We start from the raw sequence: 21885 nt of genomic DNA on the forward strand, positions 1-21885 counted from the left end.
TAGGATATTCGTAACTTTGCGATTCGAAAAAAAAGAGCAATAGTTAACAACGAAAGTAAAAAGAAAAAAGGATATGGCTACCAAAACCGTTTCATATGTGCCTTATAAGGTAAAAGATATTACCCTTGCGAATTGGGGAAGAAAAGAAATTACTTTGGCTGAAGCAGAAATGCCAGGGCTTATGGCACTTCGGAAAGAATATAAAGATGAGCAACCTCTTAAAGGATCGCGAATTGCAGGCTGCCTGCATATGACCATACAAACTGCCGTCTTGATCGAGACCTTAGTAGCGCTTGGTGCCGATGTTACATGGAGTTCTTGCAACATTTTCTCTACCCAGGACCATGCCGCTGCCGCTATAGCCGCTGCAGGTGTTCCTGTTTATGCGTGGAAAGGAATGAACGAAGAAGAATTCGATTGGTGTATAGAACAAACTTTGTTCTTTGGAGAAGAACGCCAACCTTTGAATATGATACTTGATGATGGTGGTGACCTTACAAATATGGTTTTGGACAAATATCCTGAACTTGCATCAGCCGTAAAAGGATTGTCCGAAGAAACGACAACCGGAGTTCACCGATTATATGAAAGGGTTAAAAATGGCACCTTGCCCATGCCTGCGATCAATGTGAACGATTCTGTAACCAAATCAAAATTCGACAATAAATACGGATGCCGTGAAAGTGCCGTAGATGCCATTCGTAGGGCTACCGACACCATGTTGGCCGGTAAACGCGTAGTCGTAGCCGGATATGGCGATGTTGGTAAAGGTACAGCTGCCTCTTTTAAAGGTGCGGGAGCAATCGTAACAGTTACCGAAATAGACCCCATTTGTGCCCTACAGGCTTGTATGGATGGTTTTGAGGTAAAGAAGTTGGAAAATGTTGTAGGTAAGGCAGATGTGATAATAACCACCACCGGAAACAAGGACATTATCAGGGGAGAGCATTTTAAAGCTATGCGCGATAAAGTGATCGTTTGTAATATCGGGCATTTTGATAATGAGATCGATATGGCTTGGTTGAATTCTAATTACGGAAACACCAAGGATGAGATCAAACCCCAAGTAGACAAATATACCATTGACGGTAAAGATGTCATCGTATTGGCCGAAGGTCGTTTGGTAAACCTTGGTTGTGCCACTGGCCACCCTAGTTTTGTAATGAGCAACTCTTTCACCAACCAGACTTTGGCACAGATTGAACTATGGAAAAATAGTAGTTCTTATGAAAACAAGGTATATATGTTACCTAAGCATTTAGATGAAAAAGTAGCTAAATTACACCTGTCCAGGTTAGGTGCGGAACTAACGGAACTTCGTGAAGACCAGGCCAAATATATCGGGGTTACCGTAGAAGGTCCTTTTAAACCTGATTATTACAGGTACTAGTAATATTGAAATGTGTTTTAGAAGCGTATAATAAATAAAAAAACCTTGCTCCGTTGGAACAAGGTTTTTTTTATGCATTAATTATTTTTTTAGAAAGGATCGTAACTGAATTTTTGTCCCCCTACTGATGCATCGGCCATTAAACCAGCCTTTGGTAAGGCAAACACGGCTACACCGTCTTTGTATTTCGCATTGACCGCTATTCCCGATTTTAAAGCCACTGCTGAGGCTTCAGCCGCGAATTGGAATTTACCTTCCTTGAACCTTGCCAAATCTACAGGTGTTTCAAAAAATATCACTTCGATAATCGCCTGACCACCGGCCTGTAATCCAATATTCAATTTTTTAAGGTCGGCCATACCAACAACCTCCCCATTTTCATAAACCACCCCATTTCCCGATGCACCACCGATAATGAAACCACCTTTACCTACATTGGGAAAAATGACATACCCCGCAGATGAGTCAAAAAACTTCTCCAAGCTCGCATCTGTTTTCAACATGGTTTTCTTCGCCTTTGTTGCATCCTGCATAAGTTTCTTCTCGCTCCGAGTCTGTCCTGTAGCAACGCCCATGACCAATATCATGGCCATTGCAGCCATTAATTTGAACATTTTCATAATATTAACCGTTAAAATTATTACATCAAAGATATAACGCAATATGTTAAATAGATATATTCGGATACATAAGAATATGTTAATTAGAACCCACCATTGAACATGCTTTTATTTTGAAAATCAGATATCGTATTATGAATGGATTAACTTTTTAGAATCATTTTTAGGTGAAGCTATTTTTTCGGTACTTCGCACTAAACTTTTTGATATGACGATTTTTGTAGATATGGATGAAGTGATCGCCGACACCTACGGCGCTCATATTGAAATATACAATGCCGAATTCAGTGCAAACCTTACGGCTGAGGAGTGCAAGGGTTCCGATGTATGGAAAATGGTACCCAAGGCCCATCAAGATAGTATTCGCAAACACGCTACGAGAAGGGGTTTCTTTAGAAACCTTAATCCAATTGAAGGAAGTATAGAAGTGCTAAAGGAGATATCAGAAAGACATGAATTGTATATTGCCTCGGCGGCCATGCAGTTTCCTAATTCGTTAGAAGAGAAAAGCGAGTGGTTAGATGAGCATTTTCCTTTTATTCCTTGGCAAAATAGAATCCTATGCGGACATAAACATATTTTGAACGGAGATCTTTTAATTGACGACCGCAGTTACAATCTTGAAATGTTCAATGGCAGATCTATCTTATTTTCATCGCCCCACAACGCCTTTACCAATGGTTTTGAAAGGGCAGATACATGGAATGACATAGCCGAAAAACTACTTTAGCCCCAACTTACCAAGGTCATAGAAATAAAAGTTCTTCTCATCGTTCATGGCAACGAAAAGCCCATTGGTGAATGTATTATTCAAGGGAACGGTGACCACTTCGCAGCCGTCTGTTTCGGTCGTACTTAAATTAACGGCCTTTACGAATTGGTTCGCATTTCTGGAAAAGATATTGAACTCCCCTTTTTGTTGATTGGAAACAATAAGGTAGCCATCACCGTTTTCGTAAGTGGCAATCGCAATACCCTCGATATCGGCCATGAAATGCTCCCCGCCAAAACATGAAATCTCCTCATTTCCTTTAGATGGTTCGGCATAATATTTTCGAATACAAACCCCTTCGTCGGAGTAATAGACAAATCCTTTTTCATCATCAACGGCAATGGCCTCAATTTCTTTTTCGCCACTGAATTTTCCGAATTTTCGAACCAAATCCGATGTTACCCCTAAACTATCGGACGAAAAACGATATTGGTAAAGATAACCATCCGAAGGTCCTGTCTTTCGCCCCACTATGGCATAAACTTGGGAATCCTTGGGAGATTTATAAAGGGCCACCCCCATTGGCAATCTATGTGCTATAACGCTTTCATCTTCAAAGACCGGAAACCCTCCCTTATCCAAAGGTTTCATATCGGGAATAGAAAACATTCGTATTTGTTGTTTTTCCCTCTCGGTAAAAACAAGAACATCGGTCAATGTGGAGTCGTTCAGTTGAAACCCATATTCTATATCAACATTATTGGGCCTTTCGATATTCCTAATGGTCTTGTCTTCCAATATCTTCCCATTAAGATCAAAGGCATAAATAGCCCCGTTTGATTCTTTATCCGTACCGAATACGATTGATTTTGAAGTATCATCAGGATGAATCCATATAGCAGGGTCATCGGTATCATTCAAGGTAAACTCGGTAATCACATCCGGGGCAATGGCAGGAAGTTTGCTCCGATTACAGGCTATGGCAAAGGTGATCAGTAATAAAACCAACAAGACTTTTTTCATTATCTAATATTTAAAATTATAATTCCGATGGTATTGTACGAATTGGAAATGGATTTATTTGTTCTTGCCTCTAAACAGGTCATATTTAATACCGAAAGTTAAACGTTGCCCATAAAATTCCATTTGTTGTGTACGTTCTTTAACACCTTGAAAATAGCGAAGTGGCTGATTGGTAATGTTATTGAGGTCGGCATAAATACTTAAATTGGAACTGATATTGAACGATGCATTAAGATCCAAGAACATTTGAGTGTCATAATAACGATCCTCAAAATCATTCCCCCCGATTTCATCGATATAACTATCCGAGAAATTGGCCGATAAGCGCGCGCTGAATTTTTTGTCGGCATACGCCAATGACCCATTGAACATGTTGGGTGATGTATTGGGTAGATCTATATCCTCGCGTTCTTCCCCATCTTCGTTCCTAATGCCATTGGCAGAGGATGTTAAATAGGTGTAGTTCACGTATAGACTCAGGTTTTTGGCAAATCCGGGGAGAAAATCCAACTGACGTTGAAATGCGAATTCCAGACCAAAAACCGTTGCTCCTTCACCGTTTAAAGGTTGATAAATTTCAAATCCTTCGGTACCTTCACCATAAAAATCATCTACAGTCTCCCCTTGGAAGGTATAAATGAAATTATCGATGTCCTTGAAGAAAACACCTCCGGACAACAATCCTACACTTTCAAAATAATGCTCTGCCATAAGATCAAAGTTCATTGATGTAGTAGCTTCCAAATCGGGGTTACCTACATATATCTCCTCGTCGCCGGAAACAATATCAAGGGAAGGTACCAAATCTGCATAATTTGGTCTTGCAAGCGTGTTGGTCCATGCAAAGCGAAGAATTGTACTATTATCAAGGTCATATTTAAAATGAACCCCCGGTAATAGATTAACATAGGAGTTCTCTTCAGTAATCTCCCCGATTACATTTTCCTCATCCTCTATCTGATTTCCTGTTGCCGTAACTTTTGTAGCCTCTAAACGCACCCCGACCAAAACCCCCATTTTATCACTGATTTTTTGATTGGTCATGGCATAACCGGCAAATACATCTTCCTTTACATCAAAATTGGCACGAAGAAATTCATCAGGTACGGATTCACCGTTTTCCAAATTTAAATTCCCCAACCATTCCTCACTAGCAAACGAACCTATTTTATATTGACTTCCTGCCAAAAAATCAGGATCACTATAATCCTTCACCGGAACAGCGGACAATGTAGGGTAATCATCTTCCAAATCGAATTCGTAAAAGTCATTATCCCTTAATTTGGATTTGAACCTACCTCTTGCCCCAAATTTAACCGTACCATCCCCTTTGCCGAAAAAATCTGCCGGAATCTCAAAATTCACGAATACGTTTACATCTTCTTCTTCAGTATACTGGTTTTCCTCGGTTATTTCACCGTATTCAAAATTATCAAGGCCAGCATCATCCGCATCTGCAACAAAGAATCTTGGATATCGTGTGTTAAAAACATCGTTGTTTACAATGTATTCAGATTCAAATTCAGCATAACGCTCATTGAGTCTTTCCTCAGATGCCTTGGCGTATGATGTCATCCAGTCTACTTTTAAAGCTCCCCATAAGTGATCGCCCCCCAAAGTGTAGTTTTGCATACGTTGATCTTCAAGCCTGCGGTTTTTGTTTCTACTATTATTGATACCTCCTTTACTTTGTCTCTTTACTTCCACTGGAAACCTGGTAGGCACCCCATCGGTAATGGTAAAGTCACCCAACTCAATATCCTCTCCATCCAAAATTTCATGTTCTAACCGGAATCTATTCTCACGATCATCGCGCCAGTTATACATGGTTTTTAAAAAGACCGTATTGTTGGCATCGAATTTATAATCCATATTAACAGAAAAACTCCTTCGTATACGTTGAACCAAGTACTCCCGTTGTTCAAAAACGTTGACATAAGGATCTACTTCAACTTCCTCCAAAATAGGCTCCCCTTCAGCATCATCAGATCCTGTATAATACTCGAACTCGTCGGTCCATTCCGCTTCAATATTATCAGAACCGAAGTCATTGTCGTTTACAGAGGCGGAAATCATCCATCCAAACTTACCATTATCATTTCTGTCACCCACTAAGAGCGAACCGTTCAAGATAGCCTTGTCTGTAATAAAATTGATTCCCGAACCAATATTTGTTGAAATCCTGAATCCTTGTGGTGATGTCCTGGTAATCAAATTAACGGATCCACCCAACGCATCCCCATCCATATCGGGCGTTACGGCCTTACTCACCTCAATGGTCTGAATCATGTCTGCCGGAATCAGATCCATTTGAACATTCCTGTTATCCCCTTCGGCAGAGGGTACCCGGCTTCCATTTAAGGTCACGGAGTTCAATTGGGGGGAAAGTCCCCTAACGATAATGTTCCTTGCTTCTCCTTGGTCTACCTGCATGGTAATACCGGGAATCCTTTTTACGGCATCGCCGATATTTGCATCAGGAAATTTACCAATTTGGTCTGTAGAAACGACATTGGTAATATTAAGGTTGTTTTTTTGGGTGTTCAAAGCTTTGGCCTGTCCTCCGGACCCATAAGCACTGACAACAACACCGTTCAATTCTATATTCTTGGGCTCAACGAACAATGCGACCTCAATTGTTTCATTGGCATTTACCGTAATTTCACGGTTTAAATCATTATATCCTAAATACATGACCTTTAAAGAATAAGTTCCGACCGGTACGTTCACAAGGGTGAATCGGCCGTCAAAGTCTGTAATGGCACCTTTATTTATTGAAGGCAATACTACACTGGCCCCAGGTAAGTACAATCCATTCTCATCTGAAATGGATCCTTGGATATTTCCAGTTTGTGATAAAAGGCAAAAAGGTAAAAAAAGGTAAAAAAATAATAAAGAGGTTTTCATTTTCTAGTGGTTGATTATTCACCACAAAGAAATTGTTAAACCTCAAATAATCAGGTTAGGTAATATTTAAGAAAAAATCAATTTATCCCAATTTAAAAAACAACTTTAAACTAACTTAACATTCAGATAACAAAAAGCCCCTGCTATAAAATAGCAAGGGCCCAAATATAAATTCTTGACAGTATATTAAGCCTCAAAAGGCTCAATGGAAACATAAGATTTTCCTCCTGCTTTCTTTTGGAATTTAACCATCCCGTCTACTTTCGCATGTAAAGTATGATCTTTACCTGCATAAACGTTTTCGCCTGGGTTGTGTTTTGTACCACGTTGTCTAACGATGATATTACCAGCGATAGCTGCTTGGCCACCAAATATCTTAACACCTAAGCGTTTCGATTCTGATTCCCTACCGTTTTTCGAACTACCTACACCTTTCTTGTGAGCCATTTTTTTCGGTTTTTATTGTTATACTTAATGGTTGGGCAATTAAGCCTTACCACCGTCTAATTCGTCTTGCCATTTTTTCAACTCGTCCCACTTGCCTTCAGCAGCCAATTTAGCTTGTGCCGGCCATGTATCGGTTACGTGGTTACCCCGAACATCTGAAATGATCTCTGCGATTTTTTCTGGAGTTGATTTTGCCAATTCAGCAAAAGTTGAAATCCCTGCATTGACCAAGGTCTCAGCGATTTTAGGTCCAATACCCTCAACCTTTTTTAAATCATCGGCTTTTTTGGTTGCTGCCTTTTTTGGTGCAGCCTTTTTAGGGGCTTCAGCTTTCACGGCTGCCTTCTTTGGAGCTGCTTTTGCCTTTGGCTCTGCCTTGGCCGATTTTTTCGCTCCGGAAGCAACTATGCTCTCTACAACGATTTCAGTCAATGATTGGCGATGACCGTTTTTAACGGCATACCCTTTACGTCTTTTCTTTTTAAAGACAATAACTTTGTCACCTTTAAGGTGCTTAACGACTTTAGCCTCAACAGCGGCTCCGTCTATAGCTGGGGCGCCAACAGTAACGTTCTTACCATCATCCAAAAGAAGTACATTGTCAAAAGTTACCTTTTTCCCTTCTTCCGTTTGCAAACGGTGAACATATACTTTCTGGTCTTTCGCAACTTTGAATTGCTGCCCTGCCATCTCTACAATTGCATACATAGCGTATATATTATTTTTAATTATCCCTACTTTTTTTCATAGGCGGGTGCAAATATACTGCTAATTCATTAATGTACAAGTGATTTGCAAATAAAAAATAGCGTAGATATAGAATCTAACAAAGACCATTCAGGTTTTTCAAAAACGCCTTTTGGAAGACTTGAATAATTGCATAATGGCCAAAGTTACTACAAGAGTAGTCGCAAAACCCATTATTGCCACGGTAAAAAAGACGATTGCTTCAAAATTCTTGATCTCATTACCCCAAGTACTGGACAGTTCACTGATAAATTCGGTATTTACTTCGGTGGCGTAAAAAGTAAAGAACAATGTGAACAAAACAGAGGCAACTCCGCCGGTTACCACTCCCGTAGTAAAACCCCTGCCATAATTGAATTGTTGAGCTTCTTTAATTTTAAAGAATTTTATGGCCTCATAAATACCAAAACCCGTAATAACCCCATTGAAAACACTAAAAAAAACATTGGTATGTAGGGTGAACAAAGACAAGATCAGAAAATAAGCGATAAGGCAACCACTTGTTGCAATTCCGAAACGTACTGGTAAGGCAAAATGCTTCATGGTTCATTATTTTTGGTTAATTCCCTTAAAATAAGGATTTTATAATCAATTCGGCTTAAAATCATGTTAAAGACAACCGAACTCCCCCTCCATTATGCTGAAAAATTTATATTAGCGTTGGCTTTAAAAACAAATATCCACTGACCAATAATTAAAAATCCTGTGAGAATGAAAACACCTTTGATCTCGGGCTTATTGACATTGTTCCTATTATCGGTGATCTCTGCACAAGAGGTTACCTATGAAGAGTACGACCTTGACAATGGCCTGCACGTAATTTTACACCAAGACAATAATGCCCCTGTGGTCACCACGTCGGTCATGTACCACGTAGGTGCTAAAGATGAAAATCCGGAAAAAACCGGATTCGCCCATTTTTTTGAACATTTGTTATTCGAGGGCACCCAGAATATAGAACGGGGAGAGTGGTTCAAAATAGTTTCTTCCAACGGAGGCCGAAACAACGCCAACACAACGCAAGACCGCACCTATTACTATGAGGTTTTCCCTTCAAACAATCTGGAATTAGGACTTTGGATGGAATCGGAGCGTATGATGCACCCCATCATTAATAAAATCGGGGTAGACACCCAGAGTGAAGTTGTTCAAGAAGAACGTAGAATGCGCTATGACAATTCACCTTATGGGAGATGGCGCGAACAAATGTTCATACACCTGTTCAAAAAGCACCCTTATCGTTGGCAGACCATTGGCTCTTTGGAACATTTGGCAAATGCCTCATTGGAAGACTTTAAGTTGTTCAACAAAAAATATTATGTGCCCAACAATGCCGTTTTAGTTGTTGCGGGAGATATAGATCGTGAAAAGACCAAAAAAATGATCGAGGATTATTACGGTCCTATTCCTAAAGGGGAAGAAATTCAACGACAAACTTTCGTGGAGGATCCGATAACCTCAACGATCAAGGCGGAGTACCATGACCCCAATATTCAAATACCGGCAATTTTACTCGGGTACAGAACCCCGGCCCAAACCAATAGGGACGCTTATGTGCTCGACATGATCTCAACGTACCTCAGTGACGGGAAAAGTTCAAAACTTTACAAAAAACTTGTCGATGATGAAAAAAAAGCATTGCAGGTATTTGCTTTCAATGGCTCACAAGAAGATTACGGAGCCTATGTGGTAGGCGCACTTCCGGTAGGTGAAACTTCTTTGGAAGATCTGAAAAGTGAAATTGATGGGGAAATCGAAAAAATAAAAACTGAATTGATTTCCGAAAAAGACTATCAAAAGCTCCAAAATAAGTTTGAGAACCAGTTCGTAAATTCAAACAGCAGTATTACAGGGATAGCCAATTCTTTGGCCAGAAACTATATGTTGTATGATGATACCAGTTTGATCAATAATGAAATAGACATTTACAGATCCATAACTAGGGAAGAAATTATGGAAGTTTCCAAAAAATACCTCAACACAAATCAAAGAGTGGAGTTAAATTACCTACCTGAAGAAGCAACAGCAAACTAATAAACAATGAAAAGATTATTTATAACATTGGTACTTGGCCTTATTGCTTTTAATGTCCAAGCCCAAATCGACAGAAGTAAAATACCCACTCCGGGTCCTGCCCCTGAAATAAATTTAAGTGAGCCTTTACACTACGAAATGAATAACGGACTCAAGGTCTTAGTGGTCGAAAATCATAAATTACCCCGCGTATCTATACAATTACTTATAGACAACCCACCGGTCATCGAAGGGGACAAGGCTGGGGTTTCCTCTTTAACGGCCGCTCTTTTAGGTCAAGGTTCCAAGTCGATTCCGAAAGATGATTTCAACGAAGAGGTAGATTTTCTTGGGGCAAGAATCAGTTTTGGATCCCAGAGCGCCTTTGCGGGTTCACTGTCCAAATACTTCCCAAGAATTTTTGAACTAATGGCAGATTCCGCTATTAATCCAAATTTTACGGAAGAGGAATTTGAAAAGGAAAAGCAAAAAATACTAACCTCATTAAAAACAGAGGAAAAAGATGTTTCAGCAATTTCCAATCGGGTATCCAATGCCTTGGCCTACGGAACCAGCCACCCTTATGGTGAATTCGTTACCGCTGAAAGTGTTCAGAACGTTACGCTTCAAGATGTCATCCGATTTTATGAGGATTATTTCGTACCGGCAAATGCTTATTTGGTAATTATTGGTGATGTGGATTTTGAACAGGTAAAAGGCTTGGTTGAGGAATACTTTACCCCATGGACAAAAGCCGTTCCGCCTTCCTTTCAATTTTCAAAACCCTCTAATGCACAATACACACAGATTAATTTTGTTGATGTGCCCAATGCCGTACAATCCGAAGTGGTTGTCGAAAATTTGGTAGACCTTAAGATGAAAGATGAGGATTATCTTGCCGCTATTCTTGCCAATAAAATACTTGGTGGTGGTGCACAGGCCCGTTTGTTCCTTAACCTTAGGGAAGACAAGGCTTATACCTATGGTTCATACTCGAGTATTGGCAATGACAAATATGCGCCTTCAACCTTTACCGCTAGTGCACAGGTACGTAATATGGTCACCGATAGCACGGTAGTTGAGATCCTAAAAGAAATTGACAAAATCGTTAAAACCCCTGTGACCGACGAAGAGCTAAAAGATGCAAAAGCCAAATATGTGGGTAATTTCGTTTTGGCATTGGAAAGACCAGAAACCATTGCCCGTTATGCTCTGAATATTGAAACCGAAGGACTTCCCAAAGATTATTACAAAACGTATTTAGAACGATTAAATGCCGTAACCAAGGAAGATGTGCAAAAAGCCGCACAAAAATACATGAACATCGATAGTGTTAGAGTCGTAGTAACGGGAAAAGGGAGTGAAGTGTTGGAGAACCTCGAAAAAGTCACCTTCAATGGCAAAAAAATTCCTGTCAAATTTTACGACAAATTCGCCAAAGCAACTGAAAAAACAAGTTATTGACCGCTATTTAGAAAAGTTAAGTACGGACAACCATCTTTATATTTTTCGATGGTCATTAATTCAATCTATTGGACCGCCATGTTTACTTGGCGGTCTTTTTTTTACGGTTCACCAAATACACACCAAGCAGTATGATCAAACCTCCGAGCAATTGATATACATTGATCAGTTCCCCATCCCAAACTCCCCACAGAACAGCAACAATTGGGATTACGTAGGTGACCGAAGCTGCAAAGACCGGACTTGATATATAAATTAATTTATTGAACAGGATATTAGCCATAGCTGTTCCGAGTACCGCCAAAATCACCAAAAACCACATGGCATGTTGCATTTCAATTTGCTGGCCTATTTCACTAAAAAAACCGGAATAGGCCACTATCGCCAAAGCAGGAACGAACGCAACGGCGAAACTACCGGTTGTTACAGCCAACGGACTTAAATGTCCCAAATGCCTTTTTATGATGTTGATGTTAAAAGCATATCCCAAAGTTGATAGTAAAATAAAAACCGAATACCAATAATTTTGGTCGGGGTCGAACTCCATACCTGAAACAATCAAGGCCAATGCCCCCAACAGCCCAATAAACACACCCAAAAGTTGCCTTTTGGTAATCACCAGACCGAACAACGCAATACCCACCAATGTAGTCAGCAAAGGTACCACGGAATTGAATATGGAGGTGACCCCACTATCTAGTTGGGTCTGCGCTATGGCAAACAAAAAAGGAGGAAAAAAAGAACTCAACAAACCTGCGATCAAAATCCATTTCCAATCCGTCAAGGACAATTTCCATAAGCTTCGATAACCGAAAATGAACAGAAATGAAGATGCGAAAACAATACGTAACCCTCCTAACTGAAAAGCGGAAAGCCCAAGCAATGCCTTTTTAATCAATATGAAAGAAGAGCCCCATACCAAGGAAAGTATGGTGAGATATATCCATTTTTTAATATTTTCGTTCACAAATATTTTTTTTGCAAAAGTGAAACTTTAGAATCGATTTTTGCTCGATTTATATGTAATTTTAAACTTATATTGAATTATCAGAAAAGTAAGTGAGGAAATACAAAATAACACATCTTACAAGAAAATGGCACCGTTATCTAGGTTTGATATTGGGAATCCAATTTTTCTTTTGGACCTTGGGCGGACTCTATTTTAGCTGGACGAACATTGATGAGATCCGCGGTGATAATTTAAAGAGCGGGAACCCTATTTTAAATTTTGAAAAAGACTTAGTTTCCCCTTCTTCATTTGTTCACCATCATTTGGGTGCAAATGACTCATTGCTATCCTTAAAGGTTGTTTCCATCTTGGATAAACCGTTTTACGAAATGGTATTTAAAAGTAATGAGGGAACAAATACCAAACTCATTAATGCAATCAACGGAAAAACCAGATTGCCCTTGAATACAGATGATGCCATCAAAATCGCACGGCAAAAATTGAACGTAACGGCCGAGGTAACCCATACAGAACTTATTACCGAGACCAATGCCCATCACGAATATAGAGGAAGACCGCTACCGGCCTATGCTATAACATTCGATGCCCCGGCCAACACAACGGTTTATGTTTCCCAAGATCATGCGAACGTACAGACATTTAGAAGCCAAAAATGGCGTATTTTCGATTTTCTATGGATGATGCATACGATGGATTATCAGGAACGTGACAACCTTAATAATTGGTTGCTTCGGATATTCTCTATTTTCGGATTAATAACTATCCTTTCAGGATTTACTTTATATTTTCTAACATCCAAAAAATGGCTTCGTTGAAATATCGGCCAACAATATCGGATAAATCAATTCGGTATTATGTATTTTTGAAAAAAGATACTTTACCAATGCGCAGCTTGTTTTTTATACTTACCGCTATACTTCTTGTTGGCTGTACAAGCCTTAGGGACAAACAAGCAAAACAACCTCAACCTGACAGCTTAACGGCCTTAGCCAACATTACCATAGAAGGGATGGCCTGTCAGGCCGGTTGCGCCGATGCGATACAAAAGAACTTACAACTTCTGGAAGGCATCAATTCAGCTGAGGTAAACTATGAAAATGGCGAAGCATTGGTGGTATATATTCCGACGAAAACCAATCCGGACATAATTCAAGAAACCATCACGAACACCAAGGTGAAGGACTATGTATACTCAATAAAAAATATAACAATTAATACAAAACCATTAGAATGAAAAAGTTATTAGGCATTTTGGCACTAGCAGTTATAATAGGCAATATCTCTTGCAAGGATCAAAAAAAAGAAGCTACAGAAGTATCTAGCGAACAAATGGATAAGGTCATGGCCATTCATGACGAGGTAATGCCCAAAATGAGCGTAATGGGCAAAATGGTCGGTGAATTAAGCAGTAAGGAAGATAGCACCGAAATAGGGATGCAGTACCAAGAGGCGCGAAAAGGGCTGCAAGATGCGCATAAGGCCATGATGGATTGGATGCAAGGTTTTGGAAGTAGATTCGATTCCGATGAGATCTTAAACGGGAAGGCATTGACCGAAGAAAAACAAATTTGGCTAGACGAGGAAGAAGAAAAGGTGAAGGCCCTAAGGGAACAGATCAACACCAGTATAGCCAATGCCGAAAAACTTCTAGGAAAAGAAGAGTAAAAGAACGGACAGCTATTTTTTTAGGCTATTCCCAACGAATGCTTTCCATGAACTTCTTAATGTCGTCCTGTAAATAAGACGCTGCCGGATAAATGGAATCGTAATTGGGCTTGGTGTAAAAATACAGGGAGCCCGTAACAAAGTGTTCCGTACTATCGGTAACATAGAATTGGGCTTGGGATGCGGCATCACCAACAACTTCAAAGAACATACCGTATACGTTGTCCTTTTCATTCACGAAAGGGTGTGGCAAGATTCCGTCGGCCTTTGCCGAATGCTCTATGGATAACCTTTGGGCATCTGTCAAAAGTTTACCTATATCATTGTTCACATCTTTATAGGTAATGAAAAGAGATCCCTTCATGGTAGGATAATCCAAGGTCATGGCATTGCCATCCTGTTTTTTCAAAATACTGATCTGGTTCTTCAAGAATTTGAAATGGTCCGTTTCAATCACGGAGTAATCCGTTATGGGATACTCCAATCGCAACTTGGCCTTAGGTTTGGGAATCACCTCTTCCTGGCAGCTTTCGAAAATCAACATAGAAAACAATACAAAAAGAATACTCTTAATTCTCATTTGGCAAGATCACTTTTATTTGTTTCAATCTTTTTTTGTCAAGACTCTCAACAACGAATCCATAATTTTTAAATACTATTTTTTCACCTTTTTTAGGAAACGCCCCGGCGATTTCAAGAACAAAACCGGCTATGGTCTCAGATTCCCCTTTTTGTTCCTCAAAGATATCTTCATCTTCAATCTTTACTACCCTATAAAAGTCTTTAAGGGCCGTTTTTCCATCGAACACGTAATTATAATCATCCAATTTGGAATACACCAAATCCTCATCATCGAACTCATCACTGATATCACCTACGATTTCCTCGATAATATCCTCGAGTGTAACGATTCCAGAGGTACCACCATATTCATCGACGACAACCGCCAAATGGTTTTTCTTTTCTTGAAATTCCAATAAAAGATCATCCAATTTCTTGTTCTCAGGAACAAAATAAGGGTCTCTAATAAGCGATATCCAATTGAACGACTTACGATCTATATAAGGCAAAAGATCTTTAACATAGAGCACTCCTAGGACATTATCCATATTTTCGGAAAAGACCGGTATCCTGGAATATCCCTGTTTTTTAATCTCACTAAGCACATCGGGAAATTTCATATCCTCGCTCAATGCGAACAAATCGATCCGTGGCCGCATTACCTGTTTGGTATCCGTATTACCGAATGAGACGATACCTTCCAACAACCTTTGCTCTTCTTTCGTGGTATCCCCTTCTGATGTCAGTTCCAAAGCTTGGGACAAATGATCTACACTTAGACTGGATTTATGGGTACCCAATTTATTGTTCAGGTATATGGTAGATGACCGCATGGGCAAACTCAAAGGAGAAAAAATGAAGTCGAGCACTTTAAGGGGATAAGCCATAAAATGGGAAAAACTGATCCTGTTCCTATTTGCATAGACTTTAGGCAAAATTTCCCCGAACATCAATATCAAAAAGGTGGCAACCACGACTTCCAACAGAAAGCGAACCGAAATAAAATTGAATAGCAGATAGTTTATATTCGAAAAAAGGGTGTCCCCTATTATATTGAATACAAGAACAACCCCGATATTGATGGCATTGTTGGTGATCAATATGGTCGCCAATAATTTTTTGGGACGCTCCAATAATTTTACGATGATATTTCCTTTTGCTGTCTTTTTCTCTTCAATGGTGTTGACATCAGTTGGCGAAAGACCGAAAAAAGCCACCTCGGCACCTGAAATAAGGGCCGAACAAAACAATAGGATAATAAGTATGGTTATATTGAGTACAAACGCACCCTCCATAGCTATAGCGTTCAGGGAAAAACTAAGGGGTTCAGGGTCCAACAGTCAAATTTTAGGTTTTATAGAGTTAAAATGGCAAATCATCATCATCTTCAGGTGCAACCGAAGCCGTAGGTTCGGCAGCTTTGGTCGGTGCCTGATTTTGAACTGGCTGTGATGCCTGCGCAGGTTGTGATGGTTGACCAGTTGCTTGTGCATTCGCCATACTTTCCTTTTTGGTACTTAGGAACGTGAAATCCTGTACATGCACCTCGGTGGTATAACGTGTATTACCATCCTCACCTTGCCATTGTCGGTTCTTTAAACGCCCTTCAACGTAAATCTTATCTCCTTTACTAAGATACTTTTCACAAATTTCAGCGGCCTTGTTACGTATAACGATATTATGCCAATCCGTATTGGTTACCCGTTCACCGGTCTGTTTATTGGTATAGGTCTCGTTGGTCGCAATAGGAAACCTTCCTATACACCCACCACCTTCAAAATAGTGCATTTTCACTTCGTCTCCCAAATGCCCGATAAGCATTACCTTATTCAATGTTCCGCTCATAATTTTTATCTAATGCCCAAAAGTACTAAATTTTAAATGTTTTAATAAAATCAGCTATCAAAACCGGTACGGGATAATCCTTCAGTTCGTTAAACCCCACTCCTTCTTTTAAAAATGTATCGGTCTTTATAATCCAAAATTTAGTGTATAAATGTTGGTGCGACAACTTATGTACGATGTTTTCCGAATTAAAGTGATAAATTTCAGGTGTTTCATTAATGGCCAACACCTTATTAAACGAGCGCTCCAGTTCATGTACATCCATATCCTCCTTGGACTCCAATAAAGGAAATTCCCATAGGTTTTGCCAAATACCCTTCCCTTTTCGCTGTTGCAACAAGGTGCGGTTCTTGGGGTCTACAACAACAAGGTAGTTGAAATATCTATTCCTGACCTTGGTCTTGTTTATTTTTTTGGGGAGCTCACCTATCTGGTTTTGTTGTAGCGCCAGACAACCATCGTTCAAGGGGCAGCCCGTACAATCGGGATTTTTTGGAGCACATTGAATGGCACCGAATTCCATTATAGCCTGATTATAATCCCTTATCTGTTCGGTATTCATGACCTTTCTTGCCAATTCCTTAAAATAACGGGTACCTTTAGAACTGTTTATCGGAATATCAACACCATAATAACGAGCCAACACCCTGTAAACATTGCCATCTACGACAGGTTCCGGAATATCGAAACATATAGAAGCAATGGCACTGGCCGTATAATCCCCAACACCTTTCAGTTTTAAAAGCCCTTTGTATGTCTTGGGAAATTCCCCTTTATATTCATCAACGACGATTTTTGCCGTGGCATGAAGGTTCCTGGCCCGTGAATAATATCCTAGCCCTTGCCATAATTTAAGCACCTCATTTTCCTGGGCATTTGCCAAGTCCCGAACCGTTGGAAACCGCTCGATAAACCTCTCATAATAAGGTAATCCTTGCGCCACTCTTGTTTGCTGCAGAATAATTTCTGAAAGCCAGATTCTATATGGGTCCTTGGTTTTTCTCCAAGGTAGGTTTCTCTTATTTTTTTGATACCAAAGAAGAATTTTAAGGGAAAAAATCATACACATCAATACTATATGATAAAAGTAGTTGTTTATATACTTAAAATTAGTTGATTAGGGCAAAAGAATGAATTTAATTTATATATTTGCAAGCCGAAAAAATATACAGATAATATAATTGACAAAATGACGAAAGCGGAAATTGTATCGAAAATCTCAGACAAACTGGGAATCGAAAAAGGAGATGTTCAGGCGACTGTTGAATCCTTCATGGAAGAGGTAAAGACTTCATTGGAAAGTGGAGATAATGTTTACCTAAGAGGATTCGGTAGTTTTATTATAAAGACCAGAGCGGAAAAAACTGGTAGGAACATTTCTAAAAACACTACTATTAAAATACCGGCCCATAACATTCCGGCGTTTAAACCTGCCAAGGTTTTCGTAGAAGGTGTTAAAAGTAACGTACAAGTAAAATAAACTAAAATAATAATCTTTAAACAAGAACTTTATGCCGAGTGGTAAGAAAAGAAAGAGACATAAGGTAGCTACACACAAGCGCAAGAAGCGTAGAAGAGCTAACCGACACAAGAAAAAGTAGTTGTTCTCAACTACTTTTTCGTTTAATACGTTCATTGACATAGAAATTCTAAAAAGAATTTCGACGGGTTTATACAACCTGTGACTACTATTGTTTAATCTATTTGTTCACCGCATTATTCGCGGTATAACAGATATAAATAAAATCAGGTGAATAGAGAATTAATCGTACGATCTAGTTCCAACGCCGTCGATTTTGCCTTACTAAAAGAAGGAAAACTCACAGAGTTACACAAAGAGGAAGATAATAACGATTTTTCTGTTGGCGATATATTTTTGGCCAAAGTCAGGAAGCCCGTTACCGGTCTTAACGCAGCCTTTGTTAATGTAGGTTATGAAAAAGATGCTTTTCTGCATTATCATGACCTTGGGCCGCAATTATCCACGATGTTGAAATTCATAAAACAAGTGAGTACCGGGAAGCTCAAGGATTATTCCTTGAAAGACTTTCCGTTGGAAAAAGATATTGATAAACATGGCAGCATAAATGATGTCATTAAATCAAACCAATCCTTATTAGTACAGATTGTTAAAGAACCCATTTCCACCAAAGGACCTAGAATCAGCTCCGAGCTTTCGTTAGCCGGCCGCTATTTGGTCATGGTGCCTTTTTCCGAACGTGTTTCGGTCTCTCAAAAGATTGAAAGCAAAGAAGAAAAAGATAGGTTGAAAAGGCTTGTTAAGAGCATTAAACCAAAAGGATTTGGAGTTATCATCAGAACAGTCGCCGAAGGTAAAAAAGTCGCCGAACTGGACAAGGATCTAGAAAACTTGCTGAACAAATGGTCAGCAATGTGTAAAAAATTGTATAAAGCACCGACACCATCCAAAGTATTGGTAGAACTCAATAGGGCATCAAGTATCTTAAGGGACGTTTTCAACGATTCCTTTACAGGTATACATGTAGATGACCAGACGCTTTATAACCAGGTCCATGATTATGTACAAGAAATTGCTCCAGGCAAGGAATCTATGGTCAAGCTTTACAGCTCAACCGTTCCTATATTCGAAAAATTCGGAATAGAAAGACAAATAAAAACTTCTTTCGGCCGCACGGCCACAATGAGCAAAGGAGCCTATTTGATCATAGAACATACCGAAGCATTGCACGTCATAGACGTTAACAGTGGTAACCGATCCAATAAAGCAAAAAATCAAGAAGATACCGCTTTAGAGGTTAACATGCTGGCCGCTTCGGAGATAGCAAGACAATTACGCCTTCGCGATATGGGAGGAATTATCGTTATCGACTTCATAGATATGGTAAAAGCACCCCATAGAAGAAAGCTTTTTGATCATCTTCGTGATGAAATGAAAGATGATCGGGCCAAGCACAAAATATTGCCGCCCAGTAAATTTGGTCTTGTACAGATCACCAGACAACGGGTACGTCCCGAAATGAATATTAAAACAACGGAAGTGGACCCCAATAGAGCGGGTCAAGAAGTAGAAGCTCCGATTGTTTTAATAGACAAAATAAACGTAGACCTAGAAAAACTTTTGAAAGGCCCTAAAAAGGACAGTAAGATCACTTTGAACATACATCCTTTTATTGCGGCTTACCTTACTAAAGGTTTTCCATCAATCCGTACTAAATGGTTTTTGGAGCATAAGAAATGGATCAAGATCCAGCCTAGGGATGCTTATACGTATCTAGAATTCCGTTTTAAGGATAAGAACGGCAAAACAATATATTAGTGCAACCCCGTTTTTCCTTGTACATGATATACGGAAAAACAAATGGCAGCACTAACCCTGACGATAAATGACAGGGTCTTTAGACAGAAATAACCTAAAGATTTAAATTTTAAAGCGACTTCGGCAACGGAGTCGCTTTTTTTGTTTGAATAAACTTTAATCCGATAGCAAATGATTATATCTTGCATTGTAAATAGATAATTCAAAGACTAATTTCTGAAATCCATTTATGCGTTTTAAATCTTGTAAAACCAATTTTTAATTTTGTTCAAAAAAACAGATTCATATACATTATCAGAAGCGACCAAAAAACTGGAACGCTATTGTGCCTATCAGGAACGTTGCCATAAAGATGTAACCTCAAAACTAAAGGAGATGCGCATGATTCCGGAGGCCATAGATCAAATTATAACCCATTTGATCCAAGAGAATTATTTGAACGAGGAACGCTTTGCCCAAAGCTTTGCAAGAGGCAAGTTCAACATAAAGAAATGGGGCAGGAATAGAATCGTGAACGAGCTGAAACAACGACATATTTCCAGTTACAATATCAAATCCGCCTTAGCGGAAATCGATGACGCCCTGTATTTGGAAACCTTGGATAACCTTGCTAAAAAAAGGCTAAATTCAATAAGGGAAACCGATATTCAAAAACGAAGACGCAAACTGGCCGATTACCTACTTTACCGCGGTTGGGAAAGTTATTTGGTGTATGAAAAAATCACTGAACTAATCAAATAAAAAAGGGACGAATACCAAAACATTCGTCCCTTTTTAATCTTTAAAACCTTATTATAGGTTAAAAGTAGCCCCTATACTAAACACAAATTGATTGTGTAATTCTTCCGCTAAAGTTAAATCGTCGGATTTATATTTTGCGAATGGCACTGATGCCTCTGCGAACAAACCAAAACCATCACTAAAGAAATAACGGGTACCTAAGTGCCCTCCAAAATTCTTTAATCCTAAGTTCAGACCTGGATAAACATCAACATTGCTTGGTAATTGCATTACGCTACCAAGGTTTGCATTGAATCTTACTTTTAGGTCGAATCTATTGCCAAAATCAGCATCAATAACTTCCTCAACGCCCAAAATATAGGACGATGTTGCGCCAATTGAGAAGTTTTCACCCATTCCGTAATCATAAGTTACCACGATTCCGGTACCGTTTTCTTGAAAGTTGGCCCCGATTTGAAATTTAGTGTCATCCTTTCCTTCAAATGCTTGTGCATTTACAAAAGAAACACCCAAAATCATAGCTATAACAACTATTGCTTTTTTCATTTTTAATAATCTTAATGGTTAATGTATAAATTTTTGAGCGGCAAATATATCCAATCTTATTTGATTGCACCATGCACATTCCTATTTGTTCGCTGAACGGCCTGTTGGTTCTTCCAATCAATCCATTTTTGCCCTTGTATTTTTCGCATGATCCCATCATAACTTCGCATTACTATTACGTTGTAAAAGGCAGAGAATAGATTTTTGGGATTCTTGGCAATAGAACGTAAACTCATTGAAAAACCAGGGGTCACATACCGCATATAATGCCAGTAACCTTCTGGAATATACAAAAGTTCCCCATGGTTCAAATGGGTCTTATAACCATTTGCCTGTTTTAAGGCCGGCCATTTCGTAAAATCAGGATTCGCAAAATCTATACTTTCATGGGTAATCAAGGAATGTGGGACTTTATATAGGTATTTACTTTCCGATTGCGGAAACAAAATGCATTCTTTCTTACCCTCGAAATGAAAATGGAAAATATTGGCCAGATCAATATCAAAATGCATAAATGTATATGAATCCCGGCCACCAAAGAAAAGCATGGGTAAGGTTCTCATTAATCGAAGCCCAAAATCAGGATAGGTAAAATCCTCTTGCAATCGTGGAACTTCCTTCAAGATATTCCAAAGGAAAATACGGTACTTGGTAGGCTCTTTTTGAAGCAGATCTATGTAATCGGACATCTTCATCTTGGCATGGGGCTCATTAAACCCATCCTCGTGATGCACGGGTCGATCATCGTACAAAGGAACTTCCTTTTCCCCAGCAACCTTTCGCATATATTCCAAATCCCATTTGGAATAGGCCGGCCAATCCTCGATGAACCGTTCAATAACAACCGGTTTTTGCGGTTTATAATACGATTTTATAAACGCTTCTTTGGTAATGGTCTTTACCCGAGGTATTTCGTTTAAGTTCAAGTTTAATTGG

Annotated in this window: 23 protein-coding genes; 10 read left to right on the plus strand and 13 right to left on the minus strand. The window is 39.3% G+C overall.

Annotated elements, in window-relative coordinates; genetic code table 11:
* Positions 1 to 73 precede the first annotated feature (73 nt).
* Positions 74 to 1390 (plus strand): adenosylhomocysteinase, encoded by a 1317-nt coding sequence (gene ahcY / locus GJ691_RS01855; RefSeq protein ID WP_154363176.1) that lies wholly within the window; start codon positions 74 to 76, stop codon positions 1388 to 1390.
* A gap of 89 nt (positions 1391 to 1479) precedes the next feature.
* Here the strand turns inward: ahcY and GJ691_RS01860 are convergent, their stop codons facing one another.
* Positions 1480 to 2004, minus strand: coding sequence for a lipid-binding SYLF domain-containing protein (locus GJ691_RS01860; RefSeq protein WP_154363178.1), 525 nt, complete (start codon positions 2002 to 2004; stop codon positions 1480 to 1482).
* Between the two features lie 214 nt (positions 2005 to 2218).
* Between GJ691_RS01860 and GJ691_RS01865 the strand changes: the two genes are divergently transcribed.
* Positions 2219 to 2740, plus strand: a complete 522-nt coding sequence (locus tag GJ691_RS01865; RefSeq protein WP_154363180.1) for a 5' nucleotidase, NT5C type — start codon at positions 2219 to 2221, stop codon at positions 2738 to 2740.
* Here GJ691_RS01865 and GJ691_RS01870 read toward each other — a convergent pair.
* The 5 genes from GJ691_RS01870 to GJ691_RS01890 all read right to left on the minus strand — a co-directional run bounded on the left by GJ691_RS01870 (position 2732) and on the right by GJ691_RS01890 (position 8389).
* Entirely contained in the window at positions 2732 to 3745 is a 1014-nt protein-coding gene (locus tag GJ691_RS01870) for a phytase (RefSeq protein WP_154363182.1), read from the minus strand. The genes GJ691_RS01865 and GJ691_RS01870 overlap by 9 nt on opposite strands.
* Before the next feature lie 54 nt (positions 3746 to 3799).
* Complete coding sequence (locus GJ691_RS01875; RefSeq protein ID WP_154363184.1) at positions 3800 to 6652, minus strand: TonB-dependent receptor; 2853 nt, start codon at positions 6650 to 6652, stop codon at positions 3800 to 3802.
* A 186-nt stretch (positions 6653 to 6838) separates the two neighbouring features.
* A complete protein-coding gene (gene rpmA, locus GJ691_RS01880; protein WP_154363186.1) occupies positions 6839 to 7099 on the minus strand; it encodes a 50S ribosomal protein L27 in 261 nt (86 codons plus the stop codon).
* A gap of 39 nt (positions 7100 to 7138) precedes the next feature.
* Positions 7139 to 7807: a 50S ribosomal protein L21 gene (rplU, locus tag GJ691_RS01885; RefSeq protein WP_154363188.1), complete on the minus strand. Its 669-nt coding sequence runs from the start codon at positions 7805 to 7807 to the stop codon at positions 7139 to 7141.
* Between the two features lie 138 nt (positions 7808 to 7945).
* Positions 7946 to 8389, minus strand: coding sequence for a DUF4199 domain-containing protein (locus GJ691_RS01890; RefSeq protein WP_154363190.1), 444 nt, complete (start codon positions 8387 to 8389; stop codon positions 7946 to 7948).
* 168 nt (positions 8390 to 8557) lie between these two features.
* Between GJ691_RS01890 and GJ691_RS01895 the strand changes: the two genes are divergently transcribed.
* The gene (locus GJ691_RS01895; RefSeq protein ID WP_154363192.1) at positions 8558 to 9880 is read left to right on the plus strand and encodes a M16 family metallopeptidase; all 1323 of its coding nucleotides are present in this window, start codon (positions 8558 to 8560) and stop codon (positions 9878 to 9880) included.
* Between the two features lie 6 nt (positions 9881 to 9886).
* The gene (locus tag GJ691_RS01900; RefSeq protein ID WP_154363194.1) at positions 9887 to 11323 is read left to right on the plus strand and encodes an insulinase family protein; all 1437 of its coding nucleotides are present in this window, start codon (positions 9887 to 9889) and stop codon (positions 11321 to 11323) included.
* A gap of 82 nt (positions 11324 to 11405) precedes the next feature.
* Here GJ691_RS01900 and GJ691_RS01905 read toward each other — a convergent pair whose 3' ends face one another.
* A complete protein-coding gene (locus GJ691_RS01905) occupies positions 11406 to 12290 on the minus strand; it encodes an EamA family transporter (protein ID WP_179954998.1) in 885 nt (294 codons plus the stop codon).
* 92 nt (positions 12291 to 12382) lie between these two features.
* Here GJ691_RS01905 and GJ691_RS01910 point away from each other — a divergent pair, with 92 nt between their 5' ends.
* From GJ691_RS01910 to GJ691_RS01920, 3 genes are read left to right on the plus strand one after another with little or no spacing between them, the layout of a single operon-like run.
* On the plus strand, positions 12383 to 13108 hold the full coding sequence (locus GJ691_RS01910; protein WP_179954999.1) for a hypothetical protein: 726 nt from the start codon (positions 12383 to 12385) through the stop codon (positions 13106 to 13108).
* On the plus strand, positions 13096 to 13527 hold the full coding sequence (locus GJ691_RS01915) for a heavy-metal-associated domain-containing protein (protein WP_154363196.1): 432 nt from the start codon (positions 13096 to 13098) through the stop codon (positions 13525 to 13527). The genes GJ691_RS01910 and GJ691_RS01915 overlap by 13 nt, the downstream gene beginning before the upstream one ends.
* On the plus strand, positions 13524 to 13958 hold the full coding sequence (locus tag GJ691_RS01920; RefSeq protein WP_154363197.1) for a hypothetical protein: 435 nt from the start codon (positions 13524 to 13526) through the stop codon (positions 13956 to 13958). Before GJ691_RS01915 ends, GJ691_RS01920 begins: the two co-directional genes overlap by 4 nt.
* 25 nt (positions 13959 to 13983) lie before the next feature.
* Here GJ691_RS01920 and gldD read toward each other — a convergent pair whose 3' ends face one another.
* The 4 genes from gldD to mutY are packed head-to-tail and all read right to left on the minus strand — an operon-like array spanning position 13984 to position 17427.
* Positions 13984 to 14538, minus strand: a complete 555-nt coding sequence (gene gldD, locus GJ691_RS01925; protein WP_154363199.1) for a gliding motility lipoprotein GldD — start codon at positions 14536 to 14538, stop codon at positions 13984 to 13986.
* Positions 14528 to 15856, minus strand: coding sequence for a gliding motility-associated protein GldE (locus GJ691_RS01930; RefSeq protein WP_218944417.1), 1329 nt, complete (start codon positions 15854 to 15856; stop codon positions 14528 to 14530). The genes gldD and GJ691_RS01930 overlap by 11 nt, the downstream gene beginning before the upstream one ends.
* A 25-nt stretch (positions 15857 to 15881) precedes the next feature.
* The gene (locus tag GJ691_RS01935; protein ID WP_154363201.1) at positions 15882 to 16364 is read right to left on the minus strand and encodes a single-stranded DNA-binding protein; all 483 of its coding nucleotides are present in this window, start codon (positions 16362 to 16364) and stop codon (positions 15882 to 15884) included.
* Positions 16365 to 16389: 25 nt separating this feature from the next.
* Positions 16390 to 17427: an A/G-specific adenine glycosylase gene (mutY, locus tag GJ691_RS01940; protein WP_154363203.1), complete on the minus strand. Its 1038-nt coding sequence runs from the start codon at positions 17425 to 17427 to the stop codon at positions 16390 to 16392.
* 126 nt (positions 17428 to 17553) lie between these two features.
* On the opposite strand from mutY, the gene GJ691_RS01945 reads away from it, so the two are divergent.
* From GJ691_RS01945 to GJ691_RS01955, 3 genes are all read left to right on the plus strand, one after another.
* Complete coding sequence (locus GJ691_RS01945; RefSeq protein ID WP_013306152.1) at positions 17554 to 17844, plus strand: HU family DNA-binding protein; 291 nt, start codon at positions 17554 to 17556, stop codon at positions 17842 to 17844.
* Positions 17845 to 18114: 270 nt separating this feature from the next.
* The gene (locus GJ691_RS01950) at positions 18115 to 19662 is read left to right on the plus strand and encodes an Rne/Rng family ribonuclease (RefSeq protein ID WP_179955000.1); all 1548 of its coding nucleotides are present in this window, start codon (positions 18115 to 18117) and stop codon (positions 19660 to 19662) included.
* 264 nt (positions 19663 to 19926) lie between these two features.
* The gene (locus GJ691_RS01955; protein ID WP_154363205.1) at positions 19927 to 20403 is read left to right on the plus strand and encodes a regulatory protein RecX; all 477 of its coding nucleotides are present in this window, start codon (positions 19927 to 19929) and stop codon (positions 20401 to 20403) included.
* Between the two features lie 51 nt (positions 20404 to 20454).
* Here the strand turns inward: GJ691_RS01955 and GJ691_RS01960 are convergent, their stop codons facing one another.
* Complete coding sequence (locus tag GJ691_RS01960) at positions 20455 to 20949, minus strand: DUF6646 family protein (RefSeq protein ID WP_154363206.1); 495 nt, start codon at positions 20947 to 20949, stop codon at positions 20455 to 20457.
* 56 nt (positions 20950 to 21005) lie between these two features.
* Positions 21006 to 21875, minus strand: coding sequence for a cupin-like domain-containing protein (locus GJ691_RS01965; RefSeq protein ID WP_154363208.1), 870 nt, complete (start codon positions 21873 to 21875; stop codon positions 21006 to 21008).
* Between the last annotated feature and the right edge of the window lie 10 nt (positions 21876 to 21885).

Origin of the sequence: Maribacter luteus (assembly GCF_009674825.1) — a bacterium.
GTDB lineage: Bacteria > Bacteroidota > Bacteroidia > Flavobacteriales > Flavobacteriaceae > Maribacter_A > Maribacter_A luteus.